Origin of the sequence: Winogradskyella sp., from assembly GCF_013213835.1 — a bacterium.
In the GTDB taxonomy this organism is placed as follows: Bacteria; Bacteroidota; Bacteroidia; order Flavobacteriales; family Flavobacteriaceae; genus Winogradskyella.
Map to the genome: position 1 here is coordinate 394197 of NZ_JABSSU010000001.1, position 24824 is coordinate 419020.

The window sequence follows — 24824 nt, forward strand, 5'->3', positions numbered from 1 at the left end:
AGGCACATTAATAAGTGATGGAACAACTACGTATCCAGTAGTAGTAGGAACAGTAGTAGCTGGGCCATACAACAGTGGTGACACTGTATCGTTAAGTATAGACGCTACAGATGATGCTTGTGATTCAGATTTAGGGGACTATACCTTTACATGTCCATTACCAGGACCAGACAATGATGAGTGTGTAAATGCAACAATGATAGCATGTGGTGATACAGTAATGGGCTCAACAGCAAACGCTACCGATACAGCAGGTAACGGTTCAAATGATGTTTTCTATTCCTTAGCAGGAACTGCAACAGGAGAAGAAATTACTGTTAGTTTGTGTGGATCAGGATTTGATACCTTCTTATCAGTGTTAGATGCCTGTGACGGATCTGTTGTAACGAGTAACGACGATTCGTGTAGTTTACAATCTGAGGTGAACTTTACTTCAGATGGTGAGTCAACGTATATCATTTTAGTAGAAGGTTTCTTTAGTAGCTTTAGTGGAACAGGTGCGTCAGGTGATTATACGCTTGCAGTAACCTGCGAAGGCTCACAAGATCCATGTGCAAACACAGTGGCTTATACATGGACAGGAGCTTCAGATGCTAACTGGGAAAATGCGAGTAACTGGTCTAACAGTATGGCTCCAAGTTTAATGATTATGAATGGGGAAGTAACTATTCCAAATGGAATGTCTAACTACCCTATGTTAACAATGGGACAAGACCTATACATTGATGCATGTTCATCTATAACAGTTGAGTCTATGGCATCTCTAAGTGTAGGGCCTAATGTAGAAGTTGTTAATGATGGTATGGTTGATAACAGTGGTGCTGTAACTTTCGAATCTGATGCTACAGGTACAGGTTACGTAGGTGCTGGTATAGGTATGTTTATGGGAGATTATACTGTTGAGAGATATATTCCAGCTAAGAGAGCATATCGTCAATTGAGTCCGGCTGTAACTACAAATACACCAATTGCAGATAACTGGCAACAGGATACACATATTACCGGTCCGGCTGGTAATACAGACGGATTTGATGTTACTGTAACAGGTAACCCTTCAATGTATATTTTTGATAATGTAGGTTATGAATATGTTGAAGTAGCAAATACAAATGCGACTAATTTATATCCAGGTACAATGTATCATATCTTAGTAAGAGGTGATAGAAATACAGATTTAATGGATAATAATGCGGCGCCGTCTGAGACGACCTTACGTGCAACAGGTGAATTAACATCAGAAAATGTTGGTTCGCATATGATTAGTGTAAATGTGCCAGAACAACGATTTGTTGCAGTAGGTAATCCTTTCCAATCTCAAATAGATATGGGTACATTATTAAGTAACAGTTCGGTTAACATAAACCCTAACTTCTACTGGGTATGGGATCCAACATTAGGTTATAGAGGTGCTTATACAACTATAATGACTTCTTCAGGTGTTGCTACTGCTGGTTCAGACGCAGATCAATTCTTACAATCAGGACAAGCAGGATGGGTATATACTTCAGGTGCAGGTCAAGCTTCTGTAATGTTCGACCAATCAAGTAAAGATAATTCTGGTATTGAGACGTCAACGTTCTCAGACAACAGTACCAATAATCAAGGACTGCTTACGTTATCATTATTTGAAAATGCGACATTAGCTAATGGTGGATCGCCGGTAGATGGTATATTAATAATGTCTTCCTCTAATGGTAATAATGCTATTGACGCAAATGATGCTATGGATATCACTAACCTAGATGAAAATTTTGCAGCTAACAATAATGGATCTTTACTCAGTATAGAAAGTAGAGCAATCCCTGTTGATGCAGAAGTTATTCAATTAGAGATTAATACTTACAGAAGTACAAATTACACAATCGTTGCAGAAGGTAGCTCATTACTAGGAGCAACACCATTCTTATATGATAGCTATACGGGTACGTATACAGAAATCCCGATGAATGGAAGTGTAAATTATACGTTCAGTGTTGATTCAAATAGTTTATCTTCGATTTCTGGAGATCGTTTCACAATAGTTTATCAACAAGAGACATTATCTGTTGGTGGGTTTGATTTAACAGAAGTGATATTATATCCTAATCCAACAAATATTGGTAAATTCCACTTGAATGTACCTTTAGGAATGGATGACTTAGAGATTACTATTTATGATGTTTTAGGAACTAAATTATATCAAGAATCTGGATTTGCTGCTGGAAACAGAATTACAGTAGAAACAGGTGACGGATTTAGTATGGGAACATATTTTGTAGAATTGACTTCTAAAGGTAAAACAACAACTAAGAAGTTAATCATTAACTAATAAAAATTAATATTATGAAAAATTCAAAAAGTAAATTAACAAAGGTCATTGCAAGTGTGGCTGTGGTATGTGCACTTATGTTCACGGCAGACATATTCGCTCAAGGACCTCCAAATGGGGCTACTGATACCGTTGATGTACCAATTGACGGAGGATTAGTTGCACTATTAGTAGGTGCGGCAGCATTTGGAGTGAAAAAATTACGAGATAATTTGAAATAACGTGATAAAGCTTAATTCTTTATTAAGCGACATTCCATTACCAATAAGGCTTTTTTTAGGAAAAGCCTTATTGTTTTTTGTAATATGGAAGGCTTTATATATGGGTTTTTTTATGGAATCTAAATCTCTAGATCATCCATTAACTACTCATGTTGGTAATGCTTCAGTATATGTGTTAAATAACTGGAGTCCTATGTCAGATTTTAAAGCTGTAAGAGAGGCAAAGAATACCATTTATGAGGGAGAGAAATCTAAAGAAATAGCATCATTGGTTTATCATAATGATAAAAGAGTACTTTATATAGCAGATTTGTGTAATGGTTTAGAGCTTATTGTATTATACATTGGTTTTATAGTGTGTATGCCTGCTTCATTTTGGAGAAAAACAAAGTATATTATTATCGGTGCAATTTTACTCGATGCTGTTAATATTGGAAGATGTGTAGGACTTATATATCTTAGAGAGTATTATCAGTATTATTTTGATATTGCTCATAAATATATATTTAGCGTCACAGTGTATTCAGTAACATTTTTATTTTGGGCTGTGTATACTAGAAAAATTAATTTAAAAAGTAAAAATGAAACTGTACAAGTCTGACAAAGTGAGATTCATTGCTGGAGTAATTATTATTTTTATAATATACTCTAGTTATTATATTTTTATTGCAGAACATCGGGACACAGCAGAGCTTTCAAGAAAAGTTAGACATTTTATCAGTTTCTTATTTACAATTGCTGTTTATTTTGTTGGCACATTTCATCTTGGTAAGCTTAGGATTACTTGGATGTCTAAAATTTGGCATATGGTTCATGTAGGAGGTTTATGCATAATAGCTATAATTGGATTGGTTGATTGGTTTTTTATAGAAGGAAAACCCATAGTAGCTATGAGCAGATTTGCAAGAACCATTCAAGAATTACTCATCTCACCATTATTGTATTTAGGAATGGGTTTAATTAATAGAACACTTAATAAAACACATTAAGCTTTCTTACAAATATATATTTGTTTATTGGAACTTTCATCAAACTTAACTTCCTCAAAATTTCCGAACTTATCCACTATATTAAAATTATTTAGTAATAGATTTGAATCAAGTTCCTGTGGAAAATACATCCTCATATCTAACCGTTGAATTGAGTTAAATTCTCCATTAATAAAGTAATGCCATTCAATACGATTAATTTGAGTGTCATATTCGTAATGCATTTGTTGTTTTATTACTATCTCTCGGTTATCTGATGTCTGGAATTCAGCTATTTTTTTTAGATGTTTTTCGCCTTCAACAATATATCTGATGTTAGGATTATAGCAATCAAAAAGGAAATAACCATCTTTTTTTAAATGCTTTCTAATACCAGCGAAAACGTTGAATAAATCTTCATTTTTATACAAATGATGAATAGAATTAAAAGGTATAAAGATGAAGTCATATGTTTGTGCTAATTCTAAGAATCTAATATCAGCTTCAATAAAATTAACATTAACATTGGCTTTTTGGGCCTTTACCTTGGCTTCATTCAGCATAGATGTTGTGATATCTACACCAGTAATATTTCTATAACCACGCTTTGCTATAGGTATTGTTAATCTTCCAGTTCCACAACATAACTCTAAAATATGAGCATTTTTATCTCGTGGTAACCACTTCATGTAGAAGTCTAAGTCTGATAAATCCGAGTTTAACCCATCGTATATTGTTGGGTCATATATTAAGTGTCCTACCTCGTATTTTTCTTTCATTTAGGGAAGAAATTGAAAGGTCTTACTTATACTTCTCTGCAGTCAATTCAGCAATCTTGCAAACCACCTGAACGGCTTTTTGCATACTTTCTACAGGTACATATTCATAGCGCCCATGGAAGTTATGTCCACCAGCAAAAATATTGGGACATGGTAAACCCATGTAGGATAATTGTGAACCATCGGTACCACCTCTTATTGGTTTTATAAGTGGTGTAATGTCTAATTGTTTCATAGCATCTTCGGCAATATCAACAATATGCATTACAGGTTCTACTTTTTCCTTCATATTGAAGTATTGGTCCTTAATTTCAATCTCGAAAATTTCAGAACCATATTTTGAATTGAGATCTTCAATTATTTTTTGCATTAAGGCTTTTCTTGCCTCAAACTTATTTTTATCATGATCTCTAATTATGTATTGAAGTGTTGTACTTTCAACCTTACCTTCTAGTGTATGTAAATGAAAAAAACCTTCGTAACCTTCTGTATGTTCAGGAGTCTCATCCTTTGGTAAAGCATTGATAAATTCAGATGCGTAGTACATAGAATTAATCATTTTGCCTTTGGCATAGCCAGGATGTACAATTTTCCCCTTTACCTTAATTACGGCTCCCGTAGCATTGAAGTTTTCATATTCCAATTCACCAATTTGACTTCCATCCATAGTATAAGCCCAATCTGCACCGAACTTGTCTACATCAAATTTATGTGCACCACGACCAATTTCTTCGTCTGGAGTAAACCCAACTTTAATTTCTCCGTGTTTAATTTCAGGATGATTAATGAGATATTCCATCGCAGTTACAATCTCTGTAATTCCTGCTTTGTCATCTGCACCTAAAAGCGTTGTGCCATCTGTTGTTATAAGCGTTTGTCCTTTGTATAACAATAAGTCTTCAAAATAGCTTGGTGATAACACAATGTTTTCTTCAGCATTAAGAACAATATCCTTTCCATCGTAATTCTCAACTATTTGAGGTTTTACATTCGCTCCAGTAAAATCTGGTGAAGTGTCAAAATGAGATATAAAACCAATCGTTGGTACATCATGGTTTACATTACTAGGTAATGTTGCCATTATATAAGCATTATCATCTATTGTAACATCACTCAAGCCAATAGCTTTGAGTTCTTCAACTAATTTATTCGCCAAATCCCACTGTTTTTCTGTGCTTGGTGTGGTATTAGACGTTGGATCAGATTCAGTATCTATAGTTACATAGCTTATAAAGCGATTTATGATATGTTGCATGTCTTTCAATTTTTCTCAAAAATAGTAACAATTTAGTGTATATCTAAGTTGCAAAACAAAAAAAGCCTTGAGATTCTCAAGGCTTTATATTGCATAGAATTATGTTTATAATTTAAAGGTAATTACAGGTAATCTAGAATGATTTACTAAATCTTCAGAAATACTTCCACCAAAGAAATTACTCAATCCTGTTCTACCATGTGTAATTATAGAAACAGCATCTGCTGCCGTTCTTCTTGCATAATTAAGAATACCGTCTTCTACAGCATGGTCTGCAGTGAAATCAATATTGAGATCTGCATCTTCTAATCCAGCTACTGTTAAGAAATTAGATACTTTTTCGTTAATTTCATCAGTGCTTAAAAAACTTAGATTTGGTAAGTTAACATGTAATAAAGTCACTTTTTTAGATAACTCACTTAAAACGGACAATGCATTTTTAACAGCAGTTATGCTTTTTTCTGTAAAATCACATCCCAAAACAACATTATCATAGTCCATATCTGAAGGTTTTGATTTTACTACAAATACTGGTGTTTCACTGTAACGTACAACTTTTTCCGTATTTGAACCTGTGAAGATACCATCATGATCATTATGACCTCTAGAACCAATTACAATTAGGTCAGCTTTCTCTTCACCAGATACCTGAGATACCTCTTTTAAGACCTTATGATGTTTAATCATCGGTGTAACTGTAAGACCTTCTAAGTATGGTTTATCCAAAAATTCTTCAAAACGTTTGTTAGTAACCATTAACATAAAAGCTGTTTCCTCGTTTCTTTCTGAACTCGAAGAAGAGAAAATAGACTCTGATAATTCTAGCATATGCATTACAATGAGTTCAGCATCATATTTTTTGGCGATCACTGCGCCAGTTTCTAATGCGTACTCAGAATGCTTAGAAAAATCAACAGGGATAATTATTTTCTTCATTTTTATAGTTTTATTAGTTATTGTTCCAAATGTAAGAATTTGAAACACTAAAAAGTATGATAAATGATAGTTTGTTTAAATTTTTATTATGAATATTAAGTTAGAAATCTTTTTAAAGATTCTTATTTTTGCAACGCAAAATATTTCTCATGTACAAAAGTATTATCCGTCCAATTCTTTTCAGCTTCGACCCGGAAAAAGTACATCACTTTACATTCTCACTTATTAAAATAAGTTCTAAGGTTCCTTTGGTTTCAAACTTATTTAGAAGCATGTATAACATTGAACACCCAAGTTTAGAAAGAGAATTATTTGGTTTAAAGTTTAAAAACCCTGTTGGTTTAGCAGCTGGATTTGATAAAAATGCAGTCTTGTATAATGAACTATCTAATTTCGGTTTTGGATTTATTGAAATAGGCACAGTAACGCCAAAGGCTCAAGCCGGAAATCCTAAAAAACGCTTGTTTAGATTAAAAGATGATAAAGGTATCATCAATAGAATGGGCTTTAATAACGAAGGCTTAGAAGCAGCAATTACGCAGTTAAAGAAAAACAAAGGTCGTGTTATAATAGGTGGAAATATCGGTAAAAATACAAAGACGAAGCCCGAAGATTATACTGAAGACTATACGACATGTTTTAATGCTTTGCATCCACATGTAGATTATTTTGTACTTAATGTGAGCTGTCCAAATGTAGGAAGCCATGCAAAACTCACTGATAAAGATTATTTAATTGAGTTAATTACTGAAGTTCAAAATTTAAACAACGGATTTCAAACTCAAAAACCTATACTTTTAAAAATCGCTCCAGATCTTAATAATGGACAATTAGATGAAATTATAGAATTGGTTGCAGAGACCAAAATTGATGGTGTCATTGCGTCAAATACTTCAGTTTCACGAGAAGGTTTGAAGGCTACTGATGAACAACTTAAAGCAATAGGTAATGGCGGGTTGAGTGGTCAACCAATAAAGGAAAAATCTACAAAAGTTATTCAATACTTATCTGAGAAAAGTAACAAGGCATTTCCAATTATTGGTGTTGGCGGCATTCATTCCGCTAAAGACGCACTAGAAAAAATAGACGCTGGTGCTGACTTGGTGCAGGTATATACTGGTTTTGTTTACGAGGGTCCAAAATTAATTAAGGACATAAATAAGGCAATTTTAGCCAAAAGTTAATTGAATTCTGAATTACTTATATCATTCGTTCTTGCAACTGCTGCCTTAGCAATCTCACCTGGTCCAGACAACATTTATGTTTTAGTTCAGAGTATTACAAATGGTAAATCTTATGGTATTGCTACTGTAGGTGGATTAATAACTGGTTGCATTATCCATACCACTTTATTAGCCTTTGGTGTATCAGTTTTAATAAAGGATAACGAAACGGTTTTTTATGTTATTAAAATTCTTGGTGCACTTTACTTACTGTTTTTAGCATATAAAGTATTCAAGTCAGAAGCGGATTTAAATTTAGAATCAGAAAGTACTAGCAAAAAGAATCATAAACAGCTGTTTATTCAAGGGTTTTTTATGAATGTGCTTAATCCAAAAGTGACACTTTTTTTCTTAGCGTTTTTTCCAGGATTTTTATTTTCTGAAACTATGAGCACAGTTTGGCAGTTTTACATTTTAGGAGGCATTTTTATGTTAGTGTCATTTATTATTTTTTCTACAATTGCTTTACTAGCAGGCGAAATAAAGACCTATACGCTGAGTCATAAAAACTCGGGTTTAGTATTTAAATGGCTTCAGATTATTGTCTTTTTAGGAATTGCTATTTTCATTCTTTTGTAAGTTTGAAAACGTTTTCGTTAGCCGTATATTTGAGGCAATGAACAAGCAAGTAAAAATCATTGAATGTCCTCGAGATGCCATGCAAGGCATTAAAACATTTATTCCTACTGAGAAAAAAGTACAGTACATTCAATCATTACTTCGTGTAGGTTTTGATACCATCGACTTTGGGAGTTTTGTGTCACCAAAAGCCATTCCTCAAATGGTTGATACTGCTGAAGTATTATCTCAATTAGACCTTAGTAAAACTAAAAGTAAGTTACTTGCGATTATTGCAAATACACGTGGAGCTAATGATGCTTCTAAACATTCAGAAATTAACTACTTAGGTTTTCCATTTTCAATTTCAGAAAACTTTCAGATGCGTAATACGCATAAAACCATTGCACAATCTGTTGAGACTTTGAAGGAGATTTTGGAGATTGCGAATGCCTCTAATAAAGAAGTTGTGGTTTATATTTCTATGGGGTTTGGAAATCCGTACGGAGATCCATGGAATGTGGATATCGTTGGAGATTGGACAGAACGATTGGCTAAAATGGGAGTGAAGATTTTATCATTAAGTGATACCATTGGGAGTTCAGATCCTGAAACTATAGATTATTTATTTTCTAATCTTATTCCAAAATATCCAGATATTGAGTTTGGAGCGCATTTACATACCACACCAACAACTTGGTACGAAAAAGTTGATGCCGCATACAAAGCTGGTTGCAGACGTTTTGATGGTGCCATTCAAGGTTTTGGAGGTTGCCCAATGGCAAAAGATGAACTTACTGGTAATATGCCAACTGAGAAAATGCTATCCTATTTTACACTACAAAAAGCCCATGACCTTAATGCTATGAGTTTTGAAAGCGCTTACAATGAAGCCTCAAAGATTTTTAAGGTTTATCATTGATTAATTCGTACATTTCTTTTTTGTTTTTTTATTGTTTCAATTTTTAATACATATTCGAGACATCAGTCATGAATAAAAGATATAAAGATTTAATCCATCAAACTTTCGATTTTCCTCAAACTGAATTCAGACTTGAAAACGATAGATTAAACTTTCATGATATTAACTTAAATGAGTTAGTGCAAACCTATGGGGCACCATTAAAGTTTACCTATTTACCGAAGATTTCAGAAAATATAAATAGAGCTAAACAATGGTTTAAAGAAGCTTTTAAAAAGTATAATTATACAGGAGATTATCAGTATTGCTACTGTACCAAAAGCTCACATTTTAAACATGTTTTAGAAGAAGCTTTAAAAAATGAAATACACATTGAAACCTCTTCTGCTTTTGATATCAATATTGTTGAGCATTTAAAGTCTGAAGGGAAAATTTCAGATTTAGATTACGTGATTTGCAATGGCTTTAAACGTTCACAATACATCACGAATATTGCGAGATTAATTAATAACGGACACAGAAATTGTATTCCTGTTATTGATAATTATGAAGAATTGCATTTACTGTCTGAAGCCATTAATGAAAATTTTAATATTGGAATAAGAATTGCTTCAGAGGAAGAACCAAAATCAGAATTTTATACGTCTCGATTAGGTATTGGTTATAAAGACATTCTGCCTTTTTATAAAAATCAGGTTAGAAATAATAAAAAGGTTCAACTCAAGATGCTTCATTTTTTTATAAGTACTGGCATAGAAGATAGTGCCTATTATTGGAGTGAATTTTTTAAGTGTCTGAATGTTTATGTCGCATTAAAAAAGGAATGTTCAGAGTTAAATTGCTTGAATATTGGTGGTGGTTTTCCGATAAAGAATTCACTAGATTTTAACTGTGATTATCAATATTTGGTGAATGAAATAGTCGGTAAAATTCAACAAGTGTGCATTGAGGCAAATGTTGATGTGCCACATCTTTTTACTGAGTTTGGAAGCTTTACAGTTGGTGAAAGTGGCGGAGCTATTTATGAAGTATTGTACCAAAAGCAACAAAACGATAGAGAAAAATGGAATATGATAAATTCATCTTTCATTACCACTTTACCAGATACTTGGGCAATCAACAAACGTTTTATAATGTTGCCAATTAACCGTTGGCAAGATGATTACGAAGAAGTTCTTCTAGGCGGATTAACCTGCGATAGTGATGATTATTACAATAGCGAAAAGCATAAGCATCCAGTGTATTTACCAAGATTCAGCCCTGAAAAGCCACTTTACATCGGTTTTTTCAATACTGGTGCTTATCAAGAATCAATTGGAGGTTATAGCGGATTGCAACACTGTTTAATTCCATCACCAAAACATATTCTAATTGATATGGACGACAATGGAAATATTAGATCTCAAATGTTTAAGGACGAACAAACCAATGAAGATTTCTTGAATATTTTAGGATATGATTCAAACCAAAATAAAGTCATCGAGTTAAATACAAAGTACATTAAGCATCAATGATAAAGTCGAATACATATGCTGGTATTCCTGAAGAATTTGCAAAGCTAGAAACATCAAGAGTTGTATTAATTCCTGTACCTTACGATGGTACAAGTACTTGGCAAAAAGGCGCTGATAAAGGTCCTGATGCATTTTTGGAAGCTTCAGAAAATATGGAGCTATACGATATAGAAACCGATTCTAAAGTTTATAAGCGAGGTGTATATTTAGCTGATGCAGTAGTAGAAAACAGTTCACCAGAAGCTATGGTTGAAGCTGTGGAAAGAGTTACAAAGAAATACATTGATCAAAATAAATTTGTCACTATTTTGGGAGGTGAACATTCTATATCTATAGGAACCATTAGAGCATTTAACGATGCTTTTGAAGATTTAACAGTTTTACAGATTGATGCACATGCAGATTTAAGGTCGTCCTATGAAGGTAGCACTTGTAATCATGCGTGTGCGGTTTATGAAGCGAGTAAAACCACAAATTTGATTCAGGTAGGCATCCGTTCTATGGACGTTTCAGAAAAAGAGCAAATGGATATGGGTAAAACTTATTTTGCTCATAGAATTGAGAATGATAAACGTTGGATGGATTCAGCCATAGATCAGATGACAGATCACGTGTTTATCACGTTAGACTTAGATGCTTTTGACCCATCAATACTACCAAGTACAGGTACACCAGAACCTGGTGGTTTATTATGGTATGAAACTTTAGAATTCTTAAGAAAAGTTTTTGAAAGAAAGCATGTTGTAGGTTTTGATATTGTTGAACTTTGCCCAAACCCAAATGATAAGTCTTCAGATTTTCTTGCCGCAAAGTTGTACTATAAAATGCTGAGCTATAAATTTGAATTACATAATTAATACTGAATGGCAAAAGGAGCAATTTCAAATTTTATAGAAAAGTATTACTTACATTTTAATGCAGCTACAGTTGTTGATGCTGCCAAAGCATACGAAGCTCAATTAGATCATGGTGCAAAAATGTTGGTGTCTTTAGCCGGTGCTATGAGCACTGCTGAGTTAGGAAAGATTTTTGCCGAAATGATTCGTCAAGATAAAGTGCATATTATTTCTTGTACAGGTGCAAATCTTGAAGAAGATATTATGAATCTGGTTGCACATTCGCGCTACAAGCGTGTGCCTAACTATCGTGATTTAACACCTCAAGAAGAATGGGATTTACTAGAAAAAGGACTTAATAGAGTCACCGATACTTGTATTCCAGAAGAAGAAGCATTTAGACGTTTGCAACAGTACATTTACGACATCTGGAAAGAGGCTGATGATAAAGGGGAACGCTACTTACCTCACGAGTTTATGTATAAGCTATTATTGTCTGGTGTATTAGAGCAATACTATGAAATTGATTTAAAAGATTCTTGGATGTATGCAGCTGCCGAAAAGAATTTACCTATCGTTTGTCCAGGTTGGGAAGACAGTACTATGGGTAATATTTTTGCAAGCTACGTACTTAAAGGTGAGCTTAAAGCAAGTACGATGAAATCGGGAATTGAGTATATGACATTCTTGGCAGATTGGTATACAGACAATTCAGAAAATGGTATTGGATTTTTTCAAATTGGTGGAGGTATTGCAGGTGATTTTCCAATATGTGTTGTACCAATGTTATCTCAAGATTTGGAACGCACAGACACACCATTTTGGAGTTATTTCTGCCAGATAAGCGATTCTACCACAAGTTATGGTTCGTATTCTGGAGCTGTACCAAACGAGAAAATTACTTGGGGAAAGCTAGGTATTGATACACCAAAATTCATTATTGAAAGTGATGCAACTATTGTTGCGCCTCTGATTTTTGCTTATTTATTAGATATGTAAAAAGCCCGTTGCAGTTATATGACTTTAAATTAAAAGAGCTGTCAATTTTGACAGCTCTTTTAATTTTCATAACAATTTTTGTTTTAAAATCTAAATTCTAATCCAGCATTAGCACCAAAAGGATGTCCAGGTCTTAAACCAGCAGGAACTCTGGATACAGCATAAGTTTCATCTAGTAGATTTATGATACCGGCAGTTAAACTTAAGTTCTTTGAGAAATGGTATTTTCCTGAGAAATCTACTATGAAGTTTGATGGTACCAATTCGTCTGATGCGATATCTCCAGAACCTGCCATGGTTCTAAATTCACCATTATAACGAGTACTCAAATTAAGTTCAAAATTAGAGTGTTCAAGTGAAATCATCGCATTAAATTGGTGTTTTGGGATATATGGTAATTCATCACCTTCAGTAACAGTACCCCATAAATCATCATCGCTACCAAAACTATTTAAGAATTCCGTATTTGTAAAGGTATATCCGAAGGTAAGAGGTAAACTAAATTTTTCATTTTTAGATAATAAATCATAATTTAAAAGAAGTTCGATACCGCTTACAGCAACTTCACCAGCATTAAATTGGTCTAAGGAACCAGTTCCTCCAGTTGCAGCAAGGTCACTTCCAAGTAAGTTGCTGTAATCGTTATAAAAACCAACAATTTCACCGGTTAATTTTCCAATAGCAAAACGAGAACCTAGTTCGTAATTGATACTTTCTTCTGCTTTTTGACCAGGTTCGTTAGTAGGTGGTGAAAAACCTTTATGAACACCACCAAAGACAGATAGATCATTTCTAAAAGCATAGTTAAACCCGACACCAGGTATGAGTATATCAACACTATTTTCTCTAATAGAAACGTCATTGCTTGATCTCGTTGGATTATCACTTCCAAAGTTCTCTCTTTCTAGAATGATGTTTTCATATCGTAAACCAGGTGTAACTGTTAGTTTATTATATTTTAACTTGTACATGGCGTATGCCGCAAAAGCTGTTGCACTACTAATTCTGTTACCTTGAGCACCTCTTTCCCCTAGTGAAGTCAATGTCATATTACCATCAATGATATTATATCCATCTTCCCATTGAAAGCGGTCTTCTTCGTCATAATGATAACGAGCCCCAATTTCTAAATCATGAAATGTGTTTTCTCCGTACCAATGGTAATCAAACTTAGTTTGTAAACCTTTTGATATATAAACCCTGTTATTGGCTTTTAATAACAAAGCATCATTTTCTGAATTAACGGTTCCTCTAATGATGTCCATATGACTTGCGAAATCATTAGGGTTTGCAACTACAGTTGCAATTTTTTGCTTGTCACCATTAAATATAACATCATCAAGTTTGTACCAATTTCTTTTGAATTTGTTGTAATATCCTTTTGTGGTTACTCTTAAACGTTTTGAAAAGTTGAGTTGGTGCGTAAGCATTAATTGAATATGCTCAGCTGTCATTTGATCTTCTTGTGAAGACGCATATCTGCTGTAAGGAGAATTTGAAAAATCATTTTCAGTAAGACCTAAATAGGTTTCGTTAGAAACTTCATCATAGTATTGAAATTTTGTTTCTAAGCTTTGTTGCAGTTTAGCATCGGCTTTGCTGTTCACCCTAAATTTAGCTACAACTTCATTAATATCAAATCCTGTATTACTATTATCAGGTAAATTTTTAAAGCCATCAGAATTATAATTAAGATATTCAACCATGTAGCCAATAGTTTCTTTACTGTCTCCAAATCTAGCGTGTAATTGACTTGTATTGAAACTGCCATAGCTAGCTCTTACTTGTCCTGAAAAACTGTCTGGGATTTGGGTAGAAACCATGTTTATCGCGCCACCAGTTGTAAAAGGGCCATATTGAACTTGACTACTACCTTTTAGAATTTCTACAGCTTGCATACGCGCTACAGAAGGGAAATAATAGGCAGAAGGTGAGCTGTATGGTGCAGGAGCAATAAGAACTCCATCTTCCATAAGTGATATTTTTGCACTTCTTTTTGGTGAGGTTCCTCTTAAACTTATATTTGGTCTTAACCCGAAACCATCTTCTTCGTAAAAAGTAACACCTGGAACCGCTCTAAGTACGCGATTTATATCTGTGTAACTGAATTTTTTAAGCTCTTGTGGTGAAATATAATAGGCAGAACCTGTACGATTTTTGGCTACAAATTTGCTACCAAAGATGACATCTGAAACTAATATAACTTCATCAAGGGCTTGAATGGAATCTTTTACTTTTTCCTTAGGTTGTTCTTGTGCATTACCAAATAAAATTGTAAAAAAAAGTAATGCGGTTGGTAATTTAAATTTCATTTATTTAGAATAAATTAAAATAGTTTGTTGTTGCGTCTGCAAAACTAATATCATATTTTAAGTAATCAAAATTAATTTAGAATAAATAAAAATAAATTTAAGCTATTAGAAATTATTAGTTACAGATATGTCTATGGGAAATAAATGAATCTATGTAATTGAAGATTTTAAGTGCTTGTAATAATGATAGTTAGTTTGAGACTTCAATGACAAAGCCCTTTCTCTTGAAAAGGGCTAAAGACTCATTGAAATGAAGGAATATATTTTATGTAATTAGAATGTGGTTTCACCTTCATTTGGATTGTATACGTAATCAAATGTATAATATCTTCCATTTGCAGGGTTAGAAGTATCTCCATCTAAATAATAGCTGATAATTTCAACCTTTGCGTAACGTCCATCTCTTGTGCGAAAAACCAAAACTTTTCCAGGAATTTTAGTGACAAGGTTTGTCATAAAGTTATAGTTATACCAGCCATTATCACTTCCTGACGGAATAGCGAAACCGTTAATTCCATCTTGATTAAATACTAATCCGTCAACAGATGTTATACTCTCTAAAGTGCCATTTACAATAATTGCTCCTGCATTACCATTCCGTGTTGGTTCGTCTGCGGTTCCCGTAGAAGTTCCACCATTTATAGCTATTGTTGTTCCTCTAAAAGCAATATCCCATTCTGTGTCGCTATCTGTTTGTAAACCAGTAGAAAAATCGAATTTTACAAAATCACCACCAATTGGTTGACCTTGTCCACCAGTTTGTGGTGCATGTAAATTTTCAATTGTTACAGATGCCACCTCAGATCTGTTTGTGCCATTGTCGTCATCAGAATTACATGAGATAAAACCGATAAATAAAGCAAGTAAAGTCATTGTTTTTAATGTTCGCATTGTGTTAATCATTTTATTATGGATTTATTTTAAAAATTATAATTAAGTGTTGAGAATAATTGGATACCATTTAAATTGGGTATGTTATTGTCTTTGTAATCCAATAAGTTATTGGCACCAACTTGCAAGTCAAAATGGTTACCAAATTGCTTCGTAAAGGCAAAATTTGCCGTTACAAAACCATTAACAAAGCTATCGTCATAAGTATCTAAGATTGCGTTTCCATTAGTATCAAATTGCCCATATTTACTCCTGTAAATAAAACGCAGATTAATGTTGGATTTAATTTTTGGGATGGTATAAAAAGCTTTGAAATTTGCCGTATGTCTAGATCTGTTGACTAACCCGAAATAATCTGAGCGTTCTACAAGTACCGTTCTACCAGAATTATCAATGGTAAATACTTCTTCATTTTCTATGCGGTCTAATTGTCTTTTGTCGTAGGCATACAATAGCTGATAACCGCCAGAGAGGCTTAAATTATCTGTCCAATTGAAGTTTACATCGAGTTCTAAACCAGTAAAAAGGACTTCATCAAAGTTGCGATAACTAAACACATTTTGACCATTTATTTTCCTTGCGATGATTTGAGTGTCAATAAGGTTTTTAAAATCATTTCTAAACAGATTTAGTTCAGCCTTCCATTTGTCTTTTTTAAAGGCTGCACCTACATTAATACCTACTGAACTTTCTGCTTTAAGAGGATTATTAAACTGTTCGAAGGGAACGACAATATCTAGAATTTGACCTGCATTTTGTAATTCTTGTAATTTGTCTGATACGACATTATATCCGAAAACGGTGTAGCCAACTGCTGAGTTTGTAAAGTCGAAATAAAGTTGTCTGAAATCTGGTGCCTTAAAACCATAACCAACAGAGCCTTTGATAGCTAGGTTTTCATTTATATTATATCGTAATGCAAGTTTGGGACTTAACTGATTGCTGTATTCAGAATGATTATCGAACCTTGCACCAATAATGAGGTTGAGGTCATCTAAAACATCAAAATCCCATTGTGCATAAATATATTGAGAGTTAAAATTGATTTGGTTGTCAAAAAAGGTTCTATCTAATGTATCATATTGATATCCAATTCCACTTGTAATAGTACCTAAGTTATTTGTGTTATAGATAGATCGTATTTCTAGTCTTAAAAGATGTTGATTAAAATCACTGCTAAACAAAACATTATCAGTGATAGGACTTTGAGAGGATTCTATAGCTTTATAATTTGTGAAATAGAATTCATATTCAAAGCGTAAGTTATCGTTCCATTTATGGTTTAATCTTAAATGTGTATTCCATTCCGTTTCTTTGGATTCTCCTTCAAAGATGTCATCTGTAGTTTCAAAATTATTCTCTTGATTTTGCGTGTAATATCGAGTTGAACTAAATAGTTTTAAATGGGCATTAAAGTCATAAAAAAGTCTTCCGTTTAGAGTATAATTTTCAAAAGGACTAACCGTCTGTCCTGCAGTTTCTGGTGTGAGATCATAGCCTTCACTAGAAAAGCGATTTAGGAAAATACTGTATCCAAGTCTTTCAAATTTTTGGTCAATATTGATATTGGTATCAAGTTGCCTAAATGATCCAACTCTAAATGAAGCATTGCCTTTTAGTTCTTCAGACTTTGGTTTATCGGTTATAATATTAATCACACCACCAAGAGCCTCACTACCATATAAAGCACTAGAGGGACCTTTAACAACTTCAATTTGTTTAATATTTCCAACTGCTAATCTGCTCAAGTCAAAATTACCGGCACTTCGACCTACTAAAGGAACACCATCTATCATTATCATGACATATTCTGCGCCAATGCCTTGTATCTGGATACCTTCAAAACCACTTTCATCAGGTACTACTATAACACCAGTTTGCTCAGATAGTATTTCATTTAACCTTATCGTACCAGTCTGTTTGATTTGTTTTTTAGAGATAAGAGTTACAGGTAGAGGTAAGGATGATAATTGTCTTGGGGTACGTGTAGCGGATATAATAACTTCATCTAATCTTTCAACTTTTGAAGAATCTTTTTGAGTGGTTTTGGTGTCTTGAGCTTGTGTAAAACCAATTAAAAAAAGTGAAAAATAAAAGTAAAAATAATTTTTATTTAGACTCATTCTTGATTAAATTTGCGGCAAATATATAAGTTATTTTAAATCATTCTAAATAAAAATAAACATTTTTTACACATGACATCTAGAGTATTTATTGCGCTATTGGCGCTATGTTTTTCAATGGAATTAACTGCACAAGACAAAAAGGAATTAGACAAAAATGCCATCAAAAAGATGTGCGGTTGTTATGAGGTGACCTTTAATTTTACGGAGACATTCAATTACAGTAATGATTCTTTATATAGACCTTCTGATACAAAAATTTCTAAAGGTCTTGAATGGGCAGAATTGGTAACTGATGAAGAGAATAAAATTTCAATGCAACATTTATTACAAGTAGGTCATGGCGGCCAATATCATATCGTAAAGCACTGGCGACAAGACTGGTTGTTTGAAAATAAAGACTTTTACATGTTTAACGGTGATAACCAATGGGTGTTTGAAACCAAATCTGAAGAAGAAGTTAAAGGACAATGGACGCAAAAAGTATATCAGGTAGATGACAGTCCACGTTACGAAGGTTCTTCAACTTGGGTACATGTTGATGGAAAAAGCTACTGGGAAAATACTACAGATGCGCCACTACCAAGAAGAGAATACACCAAACGTAGTGATTATAATGTTACGGAAAGAGGAAACCGTCACGAAATCACTGATTATGGATGGGTTCATGACCAAGATAATGCTAAAGTGATTAGAGAAGAAGGAAAAGAGGATATATTATTAGCAAAAGAAAAAGGTTATAATACTTATGTGAAAGTAGATGACAGCCGTTGCCAAGCTGCAGCAGATTGGTGGAAAGAAAATTACGATAAATGGGCTATAGTAAGAACCAAATGGGAGGATGTTTATGGTAGAAATAAAGATCTAAACCTCGAAGCTAAAGTAGATAATAAGGTATTATTTAAACATCTGTTTGATGACGCATTAACAGAGAAAAATGCGATTGAAGAGACAATTGAATCTTTTGTAAAGAAGTAAATATGAATAAATTTCAGCAATACTTTTTCAGTCTAACAATATTAGTTAGTATTCCGCTTTTTGCTCAAGATTCTAATATATTTTTAGATAGAGCTTATTGGAAATCTAATCCAACAATTGGCAATATAGAAAAGCATATAAAAGAAGGGCATGACGTTTCTGCACTAAATAGCAACGCTTTTGATGCTGTAACTTACGCCTTAATTGAAAAGGTTGATAACAAAACCATAGAGTATCTTTTAAGTCAGAAAGGTAATGGGGTCAATAAGATTACTCACGATGGAAGAACTTATATTTTCTGGGCAGCTTACAAGAATAACATTGAAATGATGCAATACCTTTTAGATAAAGGTGCTAAGACAGATATCATAGATGACCATGGTTATACTGTGATGAATTTTGCAGCTTCAACAGGTCAAACAGATACAAAGCTTTATGATTGGTTGATTACCCATGGTGCAGATGTATTAGTAGAAAAAAATCATAATGAAGCCAATGTATTATTATTGGTAGCTCCTTATTTAAAAGATACGAAGCTCATAGATTATTTTAAGGTTAAAGGAATTTCTATTCAGGACACGGATAAACATGGTAATGGGTTGTTTAACTATACTGCCAAACGAGGAAATATTTCGTTGTTAAAAAAATTGGTAGAATTAGGTATTCCATATCAAACCTTTAATGATCAAGGTGGTAATGCTATGATCTTTGCTGCAAAAGGTGCAAGACGCCATACTAACACATTAGAGGTTTACGAATATTTAGAATCTTTAGGTATAGAACCAAATGTGAAGACTAAAGAGGGAGAAACTCCTTTACATGCATTGGCATACAATTGTAAAGATATAGATGTCATCAATTATTTTCTTGATAAAGGAGTAAATCCAAATCAAGAAAATACAGATGGTAATACACCATTTATGAATGCAGCCTCTAGAAACGATTTAGACATTATTAAACTGTTAGCAAATTCAAATACAGATCTAAATCACCTCAATAAAAAAGGTCAATCTGCCCTAATGTTGGCAGTGCAAAGAAATCTTAACGATGTTGTTGCCTATTTGTTAGAAAATGGTTCAGATCTTTCAATAATTGATTCTAAGGGTAATTCACTTGCATATTATCTTCTAAATGCCTTCAATAATAAAAATTCAAAAATCTTCGAAGATAAATTAGAACTGCTTTTAAGAGCAGGACTGAACATGACCAAAAATCAATCTAAAGAGAATACATTATACCATTTAGCTGTTGAAAAAAATGATTTAGAATTGATAAAGCGTTTAAAGGATTTTGAAATAGAAATCAATGCGAAAAACAGTGATGGTTTAACAGCACTTCATATTGCATCAATGAAAGCTAAGAATGAAATAATCCTGAATTATTTGTTATCAATTGGTGCAGATAAATCAATAAAAACTGATTTTGAAGAAACCGTATTTGATTTGGCTAGCGAAAACGAGTTACTTAAAATCAATGCCATAGATATTACATTTTTAAAATAAATATTAAATGAAGAAATCATTATTAATACTATTACCAATAACCTTACTAACTTTTTTAAGTTTTACCTCTTTTAAAAGTGATGATGTTTCTAAATATAAATGCATGATTCAAATGACAAATTACACAGGTGAAGGTGCATATATTGTTATTTCATTACTGAATCCAGATGGTGAATACGAAGAAACATTATATGTGCAAGGTGATGATGATGAATGGTATTTTGATATTACAGAATGGTGGAATTTTTACGGCAAAAGACGTCCGAATATTGACGCTATTACTGGAGCGACTATAAGCGGTGGTGAAAGAGCCGTAAGTATTATAAAAATACCTAACGACAAACTGGATAAGGGTTATAAAATCCGATTTGAAACAGCTGTAGAAGACCAAGAATACTATGCAGATGACGTAGAATTTGAATTGACTTCAGAATCTGTAAAAAGCAAAGTTGAAGGAAAAGGATTTATACGATATATCCGCATGATGCCACAATAATAGAAAGATTTATATGACGATTTCGATATGGAGATATAGTCATTTATTATTGGCTATATCTTCAGCTGTTTTTATTTTCATAGCTACAATTACAGGTATAATACTAACCTTTGAGCCAATCTCAAGCCAGCTTCAACCGTTTGCTGTAGATAGAAACATTTCGTTAGCTGAAACGCTACATGTATTAGAGACTGAATATGATGAGGTCATTACGCTCACAGTCGACGAAAATAAGTTTATCAGTGCTTCTGTAATTACAAAAGAAGGCAAGAGCGAAACGTTTTATATAGATCCCAAAACGGGTGAAAATATTGGTCAGCTTATTAAGAAGGCACCAATATTTGAATTTGCAACCAATCTACATCGTTCATTATTCTTGAAATCTACAGGACGATTTTTAGTGGGATTGTTTTCATTTTTTCTTCTTTTAATAGCCATTACTGGAGTAAAACTAGTTCTAAAGCGTCAAGGTGGAATTAAACGTTTCTTTTCAAAGGTTGTGAAAGAAAATTTTGAACAGTATTATCATGTTGTTTTTGGCCGATATGCACTTATTCCCATACTTATTGTAACACTTTCAGGAGTGTACTTGTCTTTAGAAAAGTTTGATGCGTTACCTTCAGATAGAATAATTCAAATTGCAAATGAAGATGATACCGTTTTAGAAAAGAAGAACATTCAGGATTTTGAAATATTTCAAGATATAGATTTGTCACAGCTAAAATCTGTTGAGTTTCCATTCTCAGAAGATGAAGAAGACTATTTTATTATAGAGCTTAATGATAAGGAGTTATTTGTTAATCAATACACAGGAAAAATAATTAGTCAAGGACAAAAACCATTGGTAGTACTACTTTCAGCGCTAAGTCTCAAACTACATACAGGACAAGGATCAATATTTTGGGCAATTATTTTGTTATTAACCTGTTTGTCGATTTTATTTTTTATGTATTCTGGGTTTGCAATGACTTTAAAACGACGTAAGGATAAAACCAAAATTAAGAATAGAACAGGTATAGATGAAGCAGAATATATTATTCTTTTAGGATCAGAAACAGGAAATACCAAGCGCTTTGTAAAACAATTTTCTGAGGCTTTATCTGAAGTTGGAAACTCGGTTTTTGTAGACCAATTGAATAATTATACGTCTTACAAAAATGCACAGCAACTCATTGTCTTTACATCGACTTATGGTGAAGGTGATGCACCTAGTAATGCAACACAATTTATAAAGTTGTTAGGTAATGTAAAGCAATCTCAAAAGCTTAAGTATTCTGTAGTTGGTTTTGGGTCATTAATGTATCCGGACTTCTGTAAATATGCGATTGAAGTGAATGAACATTTACATATGTCACCAAACTTCGAACAACATTTAGAGCTATTTAAAATTAATAACCAATCTACCGAAGCTTTTAAAACATGGATTTCAAATTGGAATCGTGCATCACAACAACAGATCAAAATAAAAAGCACAAAGCCTGTTGTTAATACACAAAAACTTAAAGATTTTGAAGTTATAAATAATACAACGCTAAATGTGGATGATACTTTTTTATTGCAATTAAAACCTTATAAAAAACAGAAGTTTCAGTCAGGGGATTTACTCGCTTTATATCCAGAGGAAGACCATGTAGAGCGCTTATATTCAATTGGAAAGATAGGAGAAAGGATTGTTCTCAGTATTAAAAAACACGAGTTTGGGCTTTGTTCTACGCAACTTAGCAAACTTCAAAAGAATCATACGATTAAAGCTAAGTTGAAACGAAATCTCGATTTTCATTTTCCTACCTACGCCAAGGAGGTTATTATGATAGCAAACGGAACTGGTATAGCACCATTTTTAGGCATGATCTCTGGAAATATTGGTATTAAGAAACACTTATTTTGGGGAGGACGCACTAAGGCATCATCAGAGTTATATTCAGAATATATTAAGAAAGCATTGGCTGAAGACCATTTAACAAGCTTTCATGCCGCGTATTCTCAAGAAGAGAAACATAAAGTTTATGTGCAAGACCTAATACTTAAAAACAAATCAATATTTGTCAATGCCTTAAAAAATGAAGGTGTTATCATGATTTGTGGAGCTATTGCCATGCAAAATCGTGTTCTAGAGATTTTAGGTGAATTCACAATTAAAGAACTTAAGGCACCATTAAGTGTATTGGAAAATAACGAACAAATAAAAGTGGATTGTTATTAAAATATCACACTATTATGAGTCAAAAAATTAAAATTCTATCAAAAACCAAATGCGGTGAGTTGTATTACTTTTGCAATTGTAAATTATTTCATTTAGTCTTTAACAACTTGTTTTTTGAATTAGATAATGAAGAATTTGAGAGACTCAGATCTTACGTGCAAGATATTGAAATAGAATATTGGGAAGAAAGATTTAATTGTTCTATTCTAAAACGAACAATACCACTGCCAACAACACAAAATAATTTAGTTGTAATGTTTAGCAGACAAGAAGTTGTTGAATTGAGAACTCTTCTGTCTTTTAGAGATAAAGATTATAGGAAAAAAGACGCTTATCTCAATGTAGATGATATTGATTATGATTATGTATTCAATTGAATTAATATGGATGACATAGATTTAATTTACAGTGACACTGTTTTAACCTCATTTTATTGAAATGTTCTACCATTAATGAGTCTAAATTTCTTTTAAATCATGATAAGCTTATTAAAGATTTTTTTATGCTGCAAAATTATTTAAAATAAGTCTAAATAAAATTTGTGTAAGATGAAATTATTACTAATTTTGCTTCGTAATTTTAAAACAATCTAAATAAAAATGAAAAAAATTGTATTAAGTGTGATGACTTTAGTGGTTTTACTTACCTCATGTAGTAGTGATGATGATAATAATAATGATGTACCTCAAGTTGAAGCACCAGCTACTTATCAATTTGAAAGAAATGGTTCAACAACAGTAAGTTATTCTGGTCAAACTTCGCGTTTATTAATGGGTGGAGAATTAAGTAGTGCTTTAAAAAACACTTCTAATACGGAGATGGAATTAGATGGAATGTTTACAAATACAGGTGATTATTTTTCAACAAGTGATTTGAATAATTCTGGTAAAAACATCAGAAGTAAAACAGCAGCTTCAGCAGATTATTTTTCGGCAAACACTACTGTAGCGAATGAAATTAAATCTGATTTTGATGGTTGGATAGCTAATCATGTTTTAGAAGTTTTTCCAAATTGGGAAAATACAGCAACACCTGGTAATGCTGGAAGATTACAAGAATCTGGTGGTACATATAGATACGTTAATGCTAAAGGTTTAGAATACGACCAAGCAGTTATCAAAGGTCTTATTGGAGCTTTAACTGCTGATCAAATGCTTAATAACTACTTAAGTCCAGCAGTATTAGATGCTGGTAGTAACAGAGCAGATAATGATGGCGATATCTTAGCTGAGGGCAAAAACTATACAACCATGGAGCATAAGTGGGATGAAGCATTTGGTTACCTATACGGTACAGATGATGCTTTAGCGCCTCAATTAAATCAAGATAGTTTTTTAAATAAATATTTGTCAAGAGTTGAAAATGACGATGATTTTGCTGGTATTGCAGAAGTTATCTACAATGCTTTCAAATTAGGTAGAGCTGCGATTGTTGCTAAAAATTATGCTGTAAGAGACCAACAGGCACAAATTATTAGAGAACAGATTTCAGAAGTTATAGGAATAAGAGCTGTATATTATTTACAAGCTGCAAAACTTACTCTAGGTACAGATAATGCTTCTGCTTTCCATGATTTATCAGAAGGTTATGGTTTTATTTACAGTTTACAATTTACTAGAAAACCTGGAACGGATGAGCCATATTTTACTAAGAGTGAAGTAGATGCTTTCTTAACACAATTAACAATTGGCAACGGATTTTGGGATTTAGCGTCTTCGACTTTAGATGATATGTCAGATGATATCGCTATGAGGTTTAATTTTACAGTTATGGAAGCTGCACCAAACAGTTAAAATGTTT

22 protein-coding genes are annotated in these 24824 nt (G+C 33.1%); 16 read left to right on the plus strand and 6 right to left on the minus strand.

Features of this window, described 5'->3' with window-relative positions; genetic code table 11:
- The 4 genes from HRU50_RS01885 to HRU50_RS01900 form a co-directional block, all read left to right on the plus strand.
- Nucleotides 1-2308, plus strand: a 2308-nt coding sequence (locus tag HRU50_RS01885) for a T9SS type A sorting domain-containing protein (protein WP_296347561.1), incomplete at its 5' end; no start/stop codon positions are given.
- Nucleotides 2309-2322: 14 nt separating this feature from the next.
- On the plus strand, nucleotides 2323-2529 hold the full coding sequence (locus tag HRU50_RS01890; protein WP_296347563.1) for a PID-CTERM protein-sorting domain-containing protein: 207 nt from the start codon (nucleotides 2323-2325) through the stop codon (nucleotides 2527-2529).
- 1 nt (nucleotide 2530) lies between these two features.
- Nucleotides 2531-3130: an exosortase/archaeosortase family protein gene (locus HRU50_RS01895; RefSeq protein ID WP_296347565.1), complete on the plus strand. Its 600-nt coding sequence runs from the start codon at nucleotides 2531-2533 to the stop codon at nucleotides 3128-3130.
- Entirely contained in the window at nucleotides 3111-3518 is a 408-nt protein-coding gene (locus HRU50_RS01900; protein ID WP_296347567.1) for a hypothetical protein, read from the plus strand. Before HRU50_RS01895 ends, HRU50_RS01900 begins: the two co-directional genes overlap by 20 nt.
- Here HRU50_RS01900 and HRU50_RS01905 read toward each other — a convergent pair.
- The 3 genes from HRU50_RS01905 to HRU50_RS01915 all read right to left on the minus strand — a co-directional run bounded on the left by HRU50_RS01905 (nucleotide 3515) and on the right by HRU50_RS01915 (nucleotide 6467).
- Entirely contained in the window at nucleotides 3515-4276 is a 762-nt protein-coding gene (locus HRU50_RS01905) for a class I SAM-dependent methyltransferase (RefSeq protein WP_296347569.1), read from the minus strand. The two genes, HRU50_RS01900 and HRU50_RS01905, sit on opposite strands and share 4 nt — an antisense overlap.
- Before the next feature lie 22 nt (nucleotides 4277-4298).
- Nucleotides 4299-5531 carry a peptidase T gene (pepT, locus tag HRU50_RS01910; RefSeq protein ID WP_296347570.1) on the minus strand — a complete coding sequence of 411 codons (1233 nt, stop codon included), beginning with the start codon at nucleotides 5529-5531 and terminating at the stop codon, nucleotides 4299-4301.
- 105 nt (nucleotides 5532-5636) lie between these two features.
- Nucleotides 5637-6467, minus strand: coding sequence for a universal stress protein (locus HRU50_RS01915; RefSeq protein ID WP_296347572.1), 831 nt, complete (start codon nucleotides 6465-6467; stop codon nucleotides 5637-5639).
- A 149-nt stretch (nucleotides 6468-6616) separates the two neighbouring features.
- Here HRU50_RS01915 and HRU50_RS01920 point away from each other — a divergent pair, with 149 nt between their 5' ends.
- From HRU50_RS01920 to HRU50_RS01945, 6 genes are all read left to right on the plus strand, one after another.
- Complete coding sequence (locus tag HRU50_RS01920) at nucleotides 6617-7651, plus strand: quinone-dependent dihydroorotate dehydrogenase (RefSeq protein WP_296347574.1); 1035 nt, start codon at nucleotides 6617-6619, stop codon at nucleotides 7649-7651.
- Nucleotides 7652-8269, plus strand: a complete 618-nt coding sequence (locus tag HRU50_RS01925; protein WP_296347576.1) for a LysE family translocator — start codon at nucleotides 7652-7654, stop codon at nucleotides 8267-8269. It begins immediately after the preceding gene.
- Nucleotides 8270-8306: 37 nt separating this feature from the next.
- Nucleotides 8307-9170 carry a hydroxymethylglutaryl-CoA lyase gene (locus HRU50_RS01930; protein ID WP_296347578.1) on the plus strand — a complete coding sequence of 288 codons (864 nt, stop codon included), beginning with the start codon at nucleotides 8307-8309 and terminating at the stop codon, nucleotides 9168-9170.
- A 68-nt stretch (nucleotides 9171-9238) separates the two neighbouring features.
- Nucleotides 9239-10684 carry an arginine decarboxylase gene (locus HRU50_RS01935; RefSeq protein WP_296347580.1) on the plus strand — a complete coding sequence of 482 codons (1446 nt, stop codon included), beginning with the start codon at nucleotides 9239-9241 and terminating at the stop codon, nucleotides 10682-10684.
- Nucleotides 10681-11541, plus strand: coding sequence for an agmatinase (gene speB / locus HRU50_RS01940; protein WP_296347582.1), 861 nt, complete (start codon nucleotides 10681-10683; stop codon nucleotides 11539-11541). Before HRU50_RS01935 ends, speB begins: the two co-directional genes overlap by 4 nt.
- A gap of 6 nt (nucleotides 11542-11547) precedes the next feature.
- Entirely contained in the window at nucleotides 11548-12519 is a 972-nt protein-coding gene (locus tag HRU50_RS01945) for a deoxyhypusine synthase family protein (RefSeq protein ID WP_296347584.1), read from the plus strand.
- 83 nt (nucleotides 12520-12602) lie between these two features.
- On the opposite strand, the gene HRU50_RS01950 is transcribed toward HRU50_RS01945, so the two are convergent.
- From HRU50_RS01950 to HRU50_RS01960, 3 genes are all read right to left on the minus strand, one after another.
- A complete protein-coding gene (locus HRU50_RS01950; protein WP_296347586.1) occupies nucleotides 12603-14831 on the minus strand; it encodes a TonB-dependent receptor in 2229 nt (742 codons plus the stop codon).
- A gap of 273 nt (nucleotides 14832-15104) precedes the next feature.
- A complete protein-coding gene (locus tag HRU50_RS01955; protein ID WP_296347588.1) occupies nucleotides 15105-15722 on the minus strand; it encodes an HmuY family protein in 618 nt (205 codons plus the stop codon).
- Nucleotides 15723-15751: 29 nt separating this feature from the next.
- Nucleotides 15752-17845, minus strand: a complete 2094-nt coding sequence (locus HRU50_RS01960) for a TonB-dependent receptor (RefSeq protein ID WP_296347590.1) — start codon at nucleotides 17843-17845, stop codon at nucleotides 15752-15754.
- Between the two features lie 72 nt (nucleotides 17846-17917).
- On the opposite strand from HRU50_RS01960, the gene HRU50_RS01965 reads away from it, so the two are divergent.
- The 6 genes from HRU50_RS01965 to HRU50_RS01990 all read left to right on the plus strand — a co-directional run bounded on the left by HRU50_RS01965 (nucleotide 17918) and on the right by HRU50_RS01990 (nucleotide 24817).
- On the plus strand, nucleotides 17918-18823 hold the full coding sequence (locus HRU50_RS01965) for a DUF6607 family protein (RefSeq protein ID WP_296347592.1): 906 nt from the start codon (nucleotides 17918-17920) through the stop codon (nucleotides 18821-18823).
- A 2-nt stretch (nucleotides 18824-18825) separates the two neighbouring features.
- Entirely contained in the window at nucleotides 18826-20325 is a 1500-nt protein-coding gene (locus HRU50_RS01970; protein ID WP_296347594.1) for an ankyrin repeat domain-containing protein, read from the plus strand.
- 7 nt (nucleotides 20326-20332) lie between these two features.
- Nucleotides 20333-20821 (plus strand): DUF2271 domain-containing protein, encoded by a 489-nt coding sequence (locus HRU50_RS01975; protein WP_296347596.1) that lies wholly within the window; start codon nucleotides 20333-20335, stop codon nucleotides 20819-20821.
- Nucleotides 20822-20834: 13 nt separating this feature from the next.
- The gene (locus HRU50_RS01980; RefSeq protein ID WP_296347598.1) at nucleotides 20835-23024 is read left to right on the plus strand and encodes a PepSY domain-containing protein; all 2190 of its coding nucleotides are present in this window, start codon (nucleotides 20835-20837) and stop codon (nucleotides 23022-23024) included.
- Nucleotides 23025-23038: 14 nt separating this feature from the next.
- On the plus strand, nucleotides 23039-23401 hold the full coding sequence (locus HRU50_RS01985; RefSeq protein ID WP_296347600.1) for a DUF6686 family protein: 363 nt from the start codon (nucleotides 23039-23041) through the stop codon (nucleotides 23399-23401).
- A 222-nt stretch (nucleotides 23402-23623) separates the two neighbouring features.
- The gene (locus tag HRU50_RS01990) at nucleotides 23624-24817 is read left to right on the plus strand and encodes a DUF4856 domain-containing protein (RefSeq protein WP_296347602.1); all 1194 of its coding nucleotides are present in this window, start codon (nucleotides 23624-23626) and stop codon (nucleotides 24815-24817) included.
- The last annotated feature ends 7 nt before the right edge of the window (nucleotides 24818-24824 follow it).

What these genes read in the sequence shown, in the direction of transcription:
- HRU50_RS01975 (WP_296347596.1), top strand. Translation starts at nt 20,333, where the DNA reads ATGAAGAAATCATTATTAATACTATTACCAATAACCTTACTAACTTTT.
- HRU50_RS01950 (WP_296347586.1), bottom strand. Translation starts at nt 14,831, where the DNA reads ATGAAATTTAAATTACCAACCGCATTACTTTTTTTTACAATTTTATTT.
- HRU50_RS01945 (WP_296347584.1), top strand. Translation starts at nt 11,548, where the DNA reads ATGGCAAAAGGAGCAATTTCAAATTTTATAGAAAAGTATTACTTACAT.
- HRU50_RS01930 (WP_296347578.1), top strand. Translation starts at nt 8,307, where the DNA reads ATGAACAAGCAAGTAAAAATCATTGAATGTCCTCGAGATGCCATGCAA.
- HRU50_RS01905 (WP_296347569.1), bottom strand. Translation starts at nt 4,276, where the DNA reads ATGAAAGAAAAATACGAGGTAGGACACTTAATATATGACCCAACAATA.
- HRU50_RS01900 (WP_296347567.1), top strand. Translation starts at nt 3,111, where the DNA reads ATGAAACTGTACAAGTCTGACAAAGTGAGATTCATTGCTGGAGTAATT.
- HRU50_RS01970 (WP_296347594.1), top strand. Translation starts at nt 18,826, where the DNA reads ATGAATAAATTTCAGCAATACTTTTTCAGTCTAACAATATTAGTTAGT.
- HRU50_RS01960 (WP_296347590.1), bottom strand. Translation starts at nt 17,845, where the DNA reads ATGAGTCTAAATAAAAATTATTTTTACTTTTATTTTTCACTTTTTTTA.
- pepT (WP_296347570.1), bottom strand. Translation starts at nt 5,531, where the DNA reads ATGCAACATATCATAAATCGCTTTATAAGCTATGTAACTATAGATACT.
- speB (WP_296347582.1), top strand. Translation starts at nt 10,681, where the DNA reads ATGATAAAGTCGAATACATATGCTGGTATTCCTGAAGAATTTGCAAAG.
- HRU50_RS01990 (WP_296347602.1), top strand. Translation starts at nt 23,624, where the DNA reads ATGAAAAAAATTGTATTAAGTGTGATGACTTTAGTGGTTTTACTTACC.
- HRU50_RS01915 (WP_296347572.1), bottom strand. Translation starts at nt 6,467, where the DNA reads ATGAAGAAAATAATTATCCCTGTTGATTTTTCTAAGCATTCTGAGTAC.
- HRU50_RS01955 (WP_296347588.1), bottom strand. Translation starts at nt 15,722, where the DNA reads ATGCGAACATTAAAAACAATGACTTTACTTGCTTTATTTATCGGTTTT.
- HRU50_RS01985 (WP_296347600.1), top strand. Translation starts at nt 23,039, where the DNA reads ATGAGTCAAAAAATTAAAATTCTATCAAAAACCAAATGCGGTGAGTTG.
- HRU50_RS01980 (WP_296347598.1), top strand. Translation starts at nt 20,835, where the DNA reads ATGACGATTTCGATATGGAGATATAGTCATTTATTATTGGCTATATCT.
- HRU50_RS01890 (WP_296347563.1), top strand. Translation starts at nt 2,323, where the DNA reads ATGAAAAATTCAAAAAGTAAATTAACAAAGGTCATTGCAAGTGTGGCT.
- HRU50_RS01920 (WP_296347574.1), top strand. Translation starts at nt 6,617, where the DNA reads ATGTACAAAAGTATTATCCGTCCAATTCTTTTCAGCTTCGACCCGGAA.
- HRU50_RS01935 (WP_296347580.1), top strand. Translation starts at nt 9,239, where the DNA reads ATGAATAAAAGATATAAAGATTTAATCCATCAAACTTTCGATTTTCCT.
- HRU50_RS01965 (WP_296347592.1), top strand. Translation starts at nt 17,918, where the DNA reads ATGACATCTAGAGTATTTATTGCGCTATTGGCGCTATGTTTTTCAATG.